Below are 12,066 nucleotides of genomic sequence, written 5' to 3' on the forward strand. Positions count from 1 at the left end.
AAAGAATCATGTAAATTAACAATATACGAACATTAAGTTAATGTTATCAAAAAGTATTCGCTTTTAGGGGAGATAAATGTGGAAAACGTATTTGATTACGAGGATATTCAGCTAATTCCCGCAAAATGTGTAGTTAAAAGTCGGTCGGAATGTGATACATCTGTTGAATTTGGAGGTCGTACATTCAAACTACCAGTCGTACCGGCAAATATGCAGACAATTATCGATGAAAAGATCGCAACCTATCTATCTGAAAATGGCTATTTTTATATCATGCACCGTTTCAAACCTGAAAGACGTCTTAATTTTATTAAAAATATGAAACAAAAACATTTAATCGCATCGATAAGTGTAGGTGTTAAAGACGAGGAATACCAATTTATCGAACAACTCGAGGAGGAAAACCTTTCACCTGAATATATTACGATTGATATCGCACACGGACACTCCGATGCAGTTATTCAAATGATCAAGCATATTAAGAAACACTTACCTTCTAGCTTTGTTATTGCAGGAAATGTCGGAACACCAGAAGCCGTCAGGGAGCTAGAAAACGCTGGAGCTGACGCCACAAAAGTCGGAATTGGCCCAGGGAAAGTTTGTATTACAAAGATTAAAACAGGATTTGGAACAGGTGGCTGGCAATTAGCCGCGATTCGCCTGTGCGCAAAAGCTGCGACGAAACCTATAATCGCTGACGGTGGTATACGGACACATGGAGATATCGCCAAATCCATTCGTTTTGGTGCATCTATGGTCATGATTGGTTCACTTTTTGCGGGACATGAGGAATCACCAGGCGAAACTGTTGAGCAAGATGGTAAACTTTTCAAAGAATATTTTGGCTCGGCATCTGAATATCAAAAAGGCGAGAAGAAAAACGTTGAAGGCAAGAAAATGTATGTTGAACATAAAGGCTCTTTACAGGATACCTTAACTGAAATGGAACAAGATTTGCAATCGGCTATTTCATATGCTGGCGGCTCACAATTATCTGCTATTCGACACGTAGACTATGTCATTGTTAAAAATTCAATTTTTAATGGGGATAAAATTTATTAAAGTTTCAGCTAACGGGTTCCGTTTTGAAGTGCAAACAAGTCGAAACGGAACCAATTTCACACGTGAATTCACGTGTTTTCTTTTCTTACACTTATGAAGGATTATGGACAAAAAATCAGGTTAAATCACAATGCTATTCACATATATGGAAATAATTATTGAGGCTTGTGAATTTTTTGTAATTTCGCATGTGTTTTTGGAAATTTATGGGGATATTATTGCAAAGAAGTGTACTTGTAGGATTATTGAGGAAAGATGTAAATAAAAGTTACAAGAATAGCGGAACCAGGATCCAACTCATTATTGAAATGAATCCTCATTCCGCTAAATGTAAGAAAAGCGGTCCAAAAAGGGATGAAGTGGATCCTGGTTCCGTTAAATGACCAAAACACCTAAAAATGAGGATGAAAAGATCAAATAGCGGAATCAGGATTACATATCGTGCTCGAAATAGGCAATTTATCGAAAATAGCGGAACGACGATCCCAACAAATATATATGTTCAACGATATTGCACCTTGTTCCGCTAAATAGGCAATTTATTATCGTCCTGCTTTAGTGGAAGAAGGCAATAAGCTTGATAATCCAAGCCCCTTTTCGTGTGAAATTGTATTGTGATTTCTTTGTGCCCTATGAGTTTTTCAGTTTTGCACCTCATAATGGAACCGGTCAAGTTTCAGCACCCTTACTTTTTCTTTTTAAATTCTTTGTCTTTATAATTTATCTTCCCAATTCCTAATTGCCTTCCCTCTTTATAGATGGCTTTAATAAAGCTAAAGGCCATTAGTAACATGATGATTGAGAATGGTAAAGCTGCAATGATCATCGTGTTTTGTAAAGCTTGAAGTCCACCTGTATATAATAAAGCAATCGCTGTAGCTGACAGTAGTGCACCCCATGTTAGCTTAATTCTTTGACCTGGTTCGTGTGATCCACCCGTTGTCATCATACCTAATACAAAGGTTCCAGAGTCAGCAGAGGTTATAAAGAATGTCCCAATCAAAGTAATCGCCACAATCGAAGCAATCATACCTAATGGAAAATTAGAAAAGACACCAAATAAGGCTTCTTCTGTCGCGAGATCAGAAATGATATCAATCCCATTATGTTCAAGGTTAATCGCTGTTCCACCAAACGTAGCAAACCATAGGAAACCAACTATTGAAGGAATGATCAATACCGTAAAGACGAATTCCCTAATACTACGTCCTTTTGATACCCTCGCAATAAAAATACCGACAAACGGAGACCATGCAATCCACCATGCCCAATAAAATATGGTCCAATTATTAATCCATTCACGTGATTCTGGATCTAAAGGGGCTATTCTGAAACTCATGAAAGGAAGATGCTGCACGTAGGCCCCAATTGAATTAGTAAATAAATTTAAAATATATAAGGTTGGTCCAACGGCAAACATTACGACAAACAATAAAGCAGCGAGAATCATATTAGCATTACTTAATATTTTGATCCCTTTACCTAATCCTGTCCATGCTGAGATCATAAATAAAACTGTAACAATAACAATAATAATTAATTGCATAAGAAAGCCTAAAGGCAAATCAAACAAAAAGGACAAACCACCGTTTATTTGAACGGCCCCAAAGCCTAAAGTGGTCGCAACACCTATTACCGTTGCGATAACGGCAAGAACATCAATCACTTTCCCAAATGTGCCATCCATACTTTTACCGAATACTGGATGTAGTGTAGCACTTATCAAACCTCTTCTTCCATGTCTAAAATTAAAATAAGCTAAAACTAAAGCAACGATCCCGTATATCGCCCAAGCATGAATCCCCCAATGGAAAAAGGTAAAGCGCATAGCGTCTTTTATAGCTTGATCAGTGCCTGTTTCACCAGTAGGCGAACTCGTGGCATAGTGACTGATTGGTTCAGCAGCCCCCCAGAACACTAAACCAATCCCCATACCAGCACTAAACAACATGGCAACCCAAGTAGGTCTTGAGAACTCTGGTTTTTCTCCTGGTTCACTGAGCTTAATCCTTCCAAGTGGCGTTATTAAAAAAACTAAACAAACTAACACAAAAATAGTAACGATAATTAAGTAATACCACCCAAATGTCGTTGAAATAAATCCTTGTATGTTTGTTGTAGCTTCTTCCAACCCATCTGGCCACAAAACACCTATTAACACGAGCACTAACATAACACTTGCAGATATTTTAAACACAGCTGTTGCTTTTTTGAACATGACAAAAAGACTCCTTTCTGCTGTATAGCGGGCTCAATTATTTACGGCCAGTAAGCGGGAAAAGTTTTCTATGTCTTTATTATCTTAAGCATTGATACTTTTATTCATAATAAAAACTCTCGCCCGAAAGCGAGAGCTGTATATATTATTCTGTTGAAAAAAATTAAGCATCCAAAGTACTTTTATTGTAAACTATGACGGTTACGATAATTGAAATCAGGGTCCATGCTAATATTGTACCTAGGTAAGGTAACGATTCGGCAAAACTAGCTCCTTCTGTTATTTGGCTAGCAAGCATTTCTAACTGAACATTTGGTAGATAATCAAAAATCATTACTAGTTTATTCCCTTGAAATAACTCTTGAAACATTCTTCCCATTCCAAAGACAAATATGATGGGAACCGAAACCACTGAAGCCTCCATCAATGACTTCGTCATTAATCCAACCAAGGTACCAAGTGAAATGAAGAAAATCAAAGCAATTATCATACTTAGTAACATAATTGGATCGGTTACGACATAGTTGGTAATTGACAGACACACAATCATTGTTACAACGGTCAGAACAGCGCTTAGTAAGCTTTTTCCTGTTAAAATCTCAGACGAAGTTGCTGGAGACATCATTAAACCTCTTAAAGTGTTCTTCTCTTTTTCTTCTGCTATAACAGCACTTTGGACAAAAGCACCTACGGCAGTAAAGGCTATATTTATAATTAAAAATTGAACTTCTAATGGGACATCTCCCTGACGCCCGTAAAGAAAGGCAAATAAAAATGGTATGAGCACAGTCGATAGCACAAATATATTTTTACTAATATCCTTCAGATCTTTTTGAAAGATAGCATTGATGCGTTTGACGGATAAATTCATATTAGTTTCCTCCCCGTTATATCCACAAAGATTTCTCCTAAAGTAGGCTCGTGAGATTGGATACGGACTAATTCACCCGATGACATCCACTCATGGACTTTTTGTGCACCTTCTTTATTGTTTTGAACTTCAACTTCATGGCCATTTTTTAACTCCAATCGGATATTTCCATTACTATACTGACGTTGTAGCTCCTTGGGAGGCCCCATGAGTTGAACCTCGCCATTATTTAAAAAGGCAATACGGTCACAGAGTGTCTCAGCCTCTCGCATATCATGTGTCGTTAAAAATATAGTTGTGCCATTTTGATTCAGCTCCCTTAACCCTCGATGAATTTGTTCCGAATTCACCGGGTCAAGTGCAGCAGTTGGTTCATCTAAAAATAAAAGGTTGGGCTTATGCAAAAATGTTCTCGCCAATACGACACGCTGGCGCATTCCTTTAGATAACTTAGAGATCATCTTCTTCTCTTCTCCGATTAAATTCACCATTTCTAAGACTTCTCGGATGCGATCAGTTGTAACCTGATACAATTCACAATACAACTTTAAATTCTCATAAATAGACAGTCTTTCATAAAGACCACTATTATCAGACATAACGCCTATTTTCTTAAGATGCTGAGGCGAATTCACCTCTTTAACAGGAACACCAAAAACGGTCGCTGATCCACTCGTAGGTAATAATTGGCCTGTCAACAATTTAATTGTTGTCGTTTTACCAGCTCCACTCGGGCCTAAAAATCCAAAAATTTCACGTGAGTGAATGGAGAGATCCAATCCGTCTAGTGCCTCCTCATTGGCAAAAAATTTGGTTAAAGAATCTACTTTTATAATCTCTTCCATCTGTTTCTCCCTCCTTGTAACTGCCTTCAGTTTAGGCAATATTAGGAGGTTCAGCATTAAAATTTAGATGAATGGAGCATATTTAAGGGTGAGTGGAGTTATTTACAACCCCAACATGTCTTTTAATTCTGCCATCTTATTTTTCGAAAGCGGGATTTTAGATTCTTCACCATCATCAATCATTAAACTAAAACTATTTCTTGTCCAAGTAATTACTTCTCGAACCTTTTGTAAATTAACAATATAAGAGCGGTGACATCTATAAAAGCCAAAGGATAATAATTTTGATTCAAGATCATTTAACGTAAACGTACATTGATATCCAGATCCACCGACATAAACGTAAGAACTGCCTTTAATACTTTCGATATAATCAATTTCAACGGGGTCAAATAAAATAATTTTATCGTTTACTTTCGTCGGTATTTTATTAAATTCAACCAATGTGGTGTCTACTTGTTCATCTAACTTTTCTTCGTCATGATTATTTTCTTGACTTTCATTAACCTCGTGTAAACCTCTTTCGTCCATTCGATATACATGATTACTAAACGTTAAGGCACTTTCCATGTTACTTGTCAGAACAAGGATGGCATGATCTTCTTTTTGAAGCTGGTTAAGTCCATTTATGATAATCCTTTTCGATTCAATATCTACATTTTGATCCGGATCACTTAAGATCATAAGAGGCGCATTATGTATATACAACCGAGCAAATAACAGTCGTTGCCTTTTCGAAAATGTTAGATGACCGATTTTAACTGACGCTTCCTTAGTTAATTGCACGAAATTTAAAACTTCTTCAACCGTCTTAGTTGAACCGAATAGTTTGATATTAAATTTGATATAATCACGAACCGTTAATCGATCATATAGTCCGTCATTCAAAAATAAGAAGCCAACCTTTTCCCAACTTGGCTTCTTTCCTTTAGTCATTAATTGTTGATCAATCCAAATGTCACCAGATGATAACTCCTCTTTCCCAGTCAATAACTGCATTAGGGTCACTCTGGTATCCGCATTTATATGGATAGTAACGCAATCACCCTGTCTAATTTCTAAATCTACATTGGAAAACATTTTTGAATGACCTTGGATTTTCTCTGCTTGTTTAAGCTTTAACATAGACGTTTCTTCCTCTTCCCCTTGTTAAAAATCATTCTTCAAAACCAATGACACTATCCCCTCGAACAGGATTTTTGTCTCCTTCAAATTTTATTCGAATAGATGTTGCTTCTGCCCAATTTGGTCCATCAGCAGCATGGAAATGGATATGGGGTTCACTGGAATTACCTGAGTTCCCTACTTGACCTAGTAAATCACCGGTCTCCACGACATCCCCTTCCGTTACTTCTAAGCTCCCTGGCCTCAAATGCGCTATTACACTGTATTCATTGTGGTCATGCTCAATGATGACATGGTTACCCAATGGATTTTCAGCATTTGTATCAACTGTTGGTGTATTGTCTTCGATACCATTCTCAACTGATACAACCACACCTCCATTTGGAGCAATGACGTCTTTACCATACACGAAGTAACTCTCATTATCAGTTGGATCACCATCAAACGAATAACCATCTTTAACAATCATTAAATCATAGGCATATCTTTGATTTTCTAAGGCGTAATGATAGTTAACTAATTCGTTTGTACCGCCCCAAAACGTAAACCATTCACCTTTAAAAGGCATTTGATAAGTATTTTGCGTATACTCCTTATCTGTTTCCGGATGAGATGAAATTAGCATCAATTGAAGTCCATGTATCGTTAAATCGTCTGAAAAATGACCACGTATTCCTTTATCACCTTGGTCACTTAACCATTGATATTCCGTTACATTTTGATAAGGCATCTCAGAAATGAGTTTAAAACCTTGAACATTTTGATTAAAATCTATACCTAATACCTTAAATTGATCAAACGTTACCATATTTTTAAATTCTTCACTCATCTGATTATAAATCGCTTCAAAGTTCCCTTCTAAAAACGCATTAGGGAAATCCTCTACCGTAATCGGTTCATGATACTGTTCTTGTTCTGATTCAGTTTTATCTTGTTCTTCCTCAGTTACTGGCTCTTTTTCTTGCTCTGACTGGTTTTGATCAGCATTTTCGTCATTATTTGAACAAGCCACTAAAAACAACAATAACATCCCCCACAATACTTTTTTCACTGCACTCGCTCCCTTTGGATAATCTCACATCATTATACCAAAGTATTCCTAAAGGTCATATACTATATTAAACTAATTGATTTCAAACCGTGGTAGATACCATCATCTTCAACTGAATTCGTCACATATCTTGCTGCCTTTTTAGCCAGTTCATGCCCATTTCCCATCGCAAAGCTATGTTCGATTTGATTTAACATCTCTAGGTCGTTTAAGGCATCTCCAAATGCGACTTGATTTTCTTTTGGAATACCTAATTGCTCGATAATTTTTTCAATGCCTTCTGCCTTTGAACCACCTGCTGGAATAATATCGACCGAAAATGGATGCCAACGCGTAAACTCAAATTCATCAAATTTATTTTGATACGGCTGTTCTTCTCCTTTTTCACAAAAAAGTAACGCCTGATATAACACTCTATCCTTATAATTCGGATCATGGCCTGGTAGCTTATCAATTTTAAGTGAGGCAATACTTTCATGGATATATTCATGCTCAGGAACATTAGCTTTCATATCCTCATGATCCATATAAACCACAGGGTGATTATTGGAAACGGCCAAATCAGTTAAGCCATCCAAGGCTACTTTATTAAGTGGATTTTTAAAGATAACTTCTCCCCTTAAAACAACATATTGTCCATTATAGCTTACATATGTATCGATTCCGAGTTCTTCACGAAGTTCTCTAAACATAAACGGCGCCCTACCAGTCGCAATTGCCACCTCATGACCTTCTTTTTTTAATGTTGCGATCGCTTGTTTTGTACTTTTAGGTAGCTGTTTATCCTGATCAAGTAGAGTGCCGTCTATATCGAAAAAAATGATATGTTTTTGATTCATTTCTATTCCTCCATGTCTTTTTAAATCTCACATAAAAATAATATCATGACTTTAAATAAAAAAGAATGCCGATATTTAAATCACATAGATTACTTATGCTGATAGAAATGATAAATTAAAAACACGTGAACTCAATTGTGAATTCACGTGTCCTTAAAACTGTGCTATGCTACTTAAGCTAATGGCTTGCTTTGACTTGAAATTTTCTTCTGTAGAAAAAATGATAAAAACATGGCTACAAAAGAAAGTACCGTTGCAACGATAAACGCTATATTATAGCCATTGATTAAAGCGTTATTGGCTATTTGTTCTTTTATCTCAGCTTGTGACCCTTGTAAGGCCGACATATCTGGATTATAACGCTCAGCACCTGTCGTCATAACTGTAATTAATATAGCCGTACCTATGGAAGCAGATACTTGTTGCAGTGTATTGGCCATAGCCGTCCCGTGAGCATTCCATTCTTGCGGTAGTTGATTCAATCCATTCGTCATAACAGGCATCATCGCCAATGATAGTCCAAACATTCGAATAGCGTACACAATAACTAAAAACGTAAATGATGTTTCCATGGATAAATTCGTAAACATTAAGGTTGTGATCCCTACAATAGCAAGACCAGGGATAGCTAATTTTCGTGCACCTAACTTATCAAACAGCATTCCCGTTACTGGAGACATAATCCCCATCACAATAGCACCAGGAAGTAACATTAGTCCTGATTCCAAAGCCGTAAAACCACGAGTATTTTGCATATACAACGGGAGCATGGTCTCAGCCCCTATCATGGACATCATAACAATCATCGTAATGACTAATGATATCGTATAAATATTAAATTTAAACACTCTAAATTCTAGCATAGGTGTTTTCAATTTAAGTTGACGCCAAATAAACAAGGCTAGAATTACTATACCACCAATAATGCTAATGAGTACGCGCTCATTTGTCCAACCAGCATCTCCTGCACTACTAAATCCAAATAATAATCCACCAAAACCAAATGAAGATAAAATAATAGAAATAATATCAATTTTAGGGTACGACAGTTTCGTTACATTCTTTATGACAAAGATGGCCACAATTAAAGTCATAATGGCTATTGGTAATACCACATAGAATAACGAGCGCCATGAATTATACTCTAATAGCCAACCAGATAAAGTCGGTCCTATTGCAGGAGCAAATGAAATCACTAATCCTGCAAATCCCATTGCTTTTCCACGCTTATCTCTAGGAAAAATCGTTAACGTAACTGTCATCATTAACGGAAGCATAATTCCACAGCCGGCAGCTTGAATGACACGTGCCGTTAATAATAACGGAAAACTATGAGATATAGATGCCACAAAGGTTCCGAGAATAAAAACACTGATTGCTGTTAAGAAAATTTTTCGAGTTGAAAAACGCTCAATTAAAAATGCTGATATCGGAATCATAACCCCATTTGTTAGTAAAAAAGCTGTCGTTAACCATTGAACTTTATTCTCTGTAATATTAAAATCGTCCATAATACTCGGTAAAGCTGTTGCTAACAAAGTTTCATTTAATAAAGCAAAAAACGCACCGACAAGCATAACAGCAAGCATCGGTGCTTTTTTTATTTGATCTGTATTAACTTCTGACATATTTATCAATCCTCTCCAACGTATCTATCTAATAAACGCTCCATTAGTTCAAAGTCTTCTTCTAATTCACTTTCATTCTTCAAATAAACAATCAATGCTTCCAGTAAAAATACTTTTGGGTTTTCCTTGAATATTTCATCATGAATTAATTGTAATGACGATTCTATTTTTTCTATTTCTGTGTTCGATATATTTAATTTTGTTATCTTTTCTCTAATAATGCTTAATCGATTTTCAAGCTCTTCTTCTATGTCAAATTCACCGAATAATTGTTCATCTAGAACTGGTTCAACATCCAATAAAGATTGAACAATGGCATCCATACTGACGGCGATCAAATTTGCGAGTTTTCTTACATTTACAAATTGCCGTTTGAAAACGATTGTGAAGACATACTCTTTCAGAATACCTTCAAGTATGGTCACAACATCCGAAATATACGGTGAGACTTTATATCCGTAAGTATCAAATAAAATCTCTTTATGAATATTGATCATTGTTTTCCTGAATTTTTCCATAACCTTTGTAATTTGTTCACTTTCATGAGGTGGAAAATCTCGAAAAATAACATTAAAAAATTCACGATTCTTCATCCAATGATCAAGTTCGTGACTCAGTTTTTTTATAAAAATTTCACGTTTGGATATACCCTCTATATCCATTTGTGCACTCACTTGTTTAACCATTTCATCGTAATTACTTTTTAGAATTTCAATTAATAAGCTTTCTTTTGTATCAAAGTGCTTATAAAAAGCACCTTTAGAGATACCGGATGAATTCGCAATTTCCTGTACCGAAGTTTGCTGAAATCCCTTCTTAGAAAATAGTATCGTGCCATGATGGAGTAATTTACTTCTAATACTTATAATAATAACCCCCTAAAACTAATAAGTCACACTTAGTAACCAATTAGTCACAAAAGCTATACTAATACGTTATTCCGAATTTGTCAATTCGTTAAACGATTGATACGCCTAATAAAATTTGAATAATTTTATAACGTGCAAAAAACCGCCAATGATATGTCATGGGACATCATTGGCGGTACTCAATTACAATAATTCCTCTGCTAATAACCGGTAGACATTTAAACGTTTTTCTTGTGAATGTGGAATGCTAACAATCATTGCCTCATCAAAACCATATCGCTCTTGTTCCTCTCGTAATGTTTCAGCAACACCTTTAGCTGAACCGACTAAGTGAAGCTTACGATTTTCTTCAATTCGCATTCGATCAATTTCTGTTAACGGATAATTCTTAGCCTCTTCAGGTGTTAAAGCTTGAGAAATTCGGCCTTTCATTAACATTAAGCGGGATATATCTTGTGGACCTGCTTCAAATTCCGCTTCTTCAGCCGTTTCCGCCACCGTTACCATATACGAGACACTGATGTCGTTTTTTTCCATAAAAGATGATGCCTCAAAATTCACTTTATAAGTATCTAAAATTTCCTTGGATAACTCGCCATTGAAAAACTGCGCAAATGAATAGCCTACTCCCATACGTCCGGCCTGCATGGCACTATTTCCACTTGAACCTAATAGCCAAGCCTCAGGTAACACCACATCTGAAGGTGTAGCGATTGTTTGATTATAAAGAGCGTCATCAGGTTGCTCATCATTGATCAGCTGTAAAGCTATTTCAAATTTTTCGTACATATTATTTAACATAGGCTCGCGCCCTTCAGATAAGGCGTAAATACTATTATGATCTCCACCTGGTGCCCGTCCGACACCGAAGTCAATTCGACCTGGTGCGAGGGAACTCAATGTCTTAAACACTTCTGCTAGCTTAAGTGGGGAATAATGCATCATCATCACTCCACCTGTACCGATACGAATATGATTTGTTTTGGCAGCAAGGTGGGCAGCTGATACCTCAGGTGCTGAACTTGCAAATGCATCTGTACCATGATGCTCCGCCATCCACATCCGATGATAACCTAATTCGTCTGCTAAAATGGCCAATTCTTCTGCCTTCTTTAAAGCGTCAGCTGGGGTATTGCCTTTCGTAATGGGTGCTTGATCTAGAACACTTAATCTCATCTATAAACGTCCTTTCCTTTAAAACATCACTACACATAAATATAAAACAACCATTCACTAAACGTCTAATAAAGCGTTTGTCCTATTTCATTTCTATCTTGAAATCATGTATATTAGGGATTGTGACTATCTATTTTGGAGACATTGATTATGACAGAACAAAAATCATTAACACCCTTAAAAACACTATTATTTGCCTTTCATGTGACTAATGCGCTAATCATTTTTTTACCAGTGTATTTAAACGATAAATTAAACTATACGCAAGTTGATGGGTACTAGCAGTCGGCCCATTAGCATCTATTGTGTCACAGATCTTTTGGGGTTATATGAGTGATAAGTACAAAACGGTTAAAAAGATAACATAGGTGCTTATTAAGTT

General features: G+C 36.4%; 11 protein-coding genes and 1 pseudogene. 2 read left to right on the top strand and 10 right to left on the bottom strand.

The features are described from left to right. Positions 1–78: 78 nt before the first annotated feature. Positions 79–1,062, top strand: coding sequence for a GMP reductase (gene guaC, locus BLP77_RS12005; RefSeq protein WP_093857380.1), 984 nt, complete (start codon positions 79–81; stop codon positions 1,060–1,062). Between the two features lie 685 nt (positions 1,063–1,747). Here guaC and BLP77_RS12010 read toward each other — a convergent pair. The 10 genes and pseudogenes from BLP77_RS12010 to BLP77_RS12050 all read right to left on the bottom strand — a co-directional run bounded on the left by BLP77_RS12010 (position 1,748) and on the right by BLP77_RS12050 (position 11,684). Further along, the gene (locus tag BLP77_RS12010) at positions 1,748–3,280 is read right to left on the bottom strand and encodes a glycine betaine uptake BCCT transporter (protein WP_093857381.1); all 1,533 of its coding nucleotides are present in this window, start codon (positions 3,278–3,280) and stop codon (positions 1,748–1,750) included. Between the two features lie 163 nt (positions 3,281–3,443). After that, positions 3,444–4,151 (bottom strand): ABC transporter permease, encoded by a 708-nt coding sequence (locus BLP77_RS12015; RefSeq protein WP_093857382.1) that lies wholly within the window; start codon positions 4,149–4,151, stop codon positions 3,444–3,446. Then, complete coding sequence (locus BLP77_RS12020; RefSeq protein WP_093857383.1) at positions 4,148–4,996, bottom strand: ABC transporter ATP-binding protein; 849 nt, start codon at positions 4,994–4,996, stop codon at positions 4,148–4,150. The genes BLP77_RS12015 and BLP77_RS12020 overlap by 4 nt, the downstream gene beginning before the upstream one ends. 102 nt (positions 4,997–5,098) lie before the next feature. Further along, positions 5,099–6,121: a LytTR family transcriptional regulator DNA-binding domain-containing protein gene (locus tag BLP77_RS12025; protein WP_093857384.1), complete on the bottom strand. Its 1,023-nt coding sequence runs from the start codon at positions 6,119–6,121 to the stop codon at positions 5,099–5,101. Positions 6,122–6,152: 31 nt separating this feature from the next. Next, entirely contained in the window at positions 6,153–7,172 is a 1,020-nt protein-coding gene (locus BLP77_RS12030) for a M23 family metallopeptidase (RefSeq protein WP_245686872.1), read from the bottom strand. Between the two features lie 62 nt (positions 7,173–7,234). After that, complete coding sequence (locus BLP77_RS12035) at positions 7,235–8,011, bottom strand: Cof-type HAD-IIB family hydrolase (RefSeq protein ID WP_093857385.1); 777 nt, start codon at positions 8,009–8,011, stop codon at positions 7,235–7,237. A 173-nt stretch (positions 8,012–8,184) separates the two neighbouring features. Next, positions 8,185–9,639 carry an MDR family MFS transporter gene (locus BLP77_RS12040; RefSeq protein ID WP_093857386.1) on the bottom strand — a complete coding sequence of 485 codons (1,455 nt, stop codon included), beginning with the start codon at positions 9,637–9,639 and terminating at the stop codon, positions 8,185–8,187. Positions 9,640–9,644: 5 nt separating this feature from the next. After that, a complete protein-coding gene (locus BLP77_RS12045) occupies positions 9,645–10,313 on the bottom strand; it encodes a hypothetical protein (protein WP_245686873.1) in 669 nt (222 codons plus the stop codon). Between the two features lie 45 nt (positions 10,314–10,358). Next, positions 10,359–10,511: pseudogene (locus BLP77_RS16285) on the bottom strand (TetR/AcrR family transcriptional regulator); the annotation flags it as partial. A 180-nt stretch (positions 10,512–10,691) separates the two neighbouring features. Further along, entirely contained in the window at positions 10,692–11,684 is a 993-nt protein-coding gene (locus BLP77_RS12050; protein ID WP_093857387.1) for an LLM class flavin-dependent oxidoreductase, read from the bottom strand. Positions 11,685–11,834: 150 nt separating this feature from the next. On the opposite strand from BLP77_RS12050, the gene BLP77_RS16150 reads away from it, so the two are divergent. After that, on the top strand, positions 11,835–11,966 hold the full coding sequence (locus BLP77_RS16150) for a hypothetical protein (protein ID WP_261753346.1): 132 nt from the start codon (positions 11,835–11,837) through the stop codon (positions 11,964–11,966). Positions 11,967–12,066 lie beyond the last annotated feature (100 nt).

Origin of the sequence: Tenuibacillus multivorans, from assembly GCF_900103915.1 — a bacterium.
GTDB lineage: Bacteria > Bacillota > Bacilli > Bacillales > Alkalibacillaceae > Tenuibacillus > Tenuibacillus multivorans.

Excerpts from the sequence above, each read along its gene's own strand:
- BLP77_RS12010 (WP_093857381.1), bottom strand. The coding sequence starts at position 3,280 with ATGTTCAAAAAAGCAACAGCTGTGTTTAAAATATCTGCAAGTGTTATG.
- BLP77_RS12015 (WP_093857382.1), bottom strand. The coding sequence starts at position 4,151 with ATGAATTTATCCGTCAAACGCATCAATGCTATCTTTCAAAAAGATCTG.
- BLP77_RS12020 (WP_093857383.1), bottom strand. The coding sequence starts at position 4,996 with ATGGAAGAGATTATAAAAGTAGATTCTTTAACCAAATTTTTTGCCAAT.
- BLP77_RS12025 (WP_093857384.1), bottom strand. The coding sequence starts at position 6,121 with ATGTTAAAGCTTAAACAAGCAGAGAAAATCCAAGGTCATTCAAAAATG.
- BLP77_RS12035 (WP_093857385.1), bottom strand. The coding sequence starts at position 8,011 with ATGAATCAAAAACATATCATTTTTTTCGATATAGACGGCACTCTACTT.
- BLP77_RS12040 (WP_093857386.1), bottom strand. The coding sequence starts at position 9,639 with ATGTCAGAAGTTAATACAGATCAAATAAAAAAAGCACCGATGCTTGCT.
- BLP77_RS12050 (WP_093857387.1), bottom strand. The coding sequence starts at position 11,684 with ATGAGATTAAGTGTTCTAGATCAAGCACCCATTACGAAAGGCAATACC.
- BLP77_RS16150 (WP_261753346.1), top strand. The coding sequence starts at position 11,835 with ATGACAGAACAAAAATCATTAACACCCTTAAAAACACTATTATTTGCC.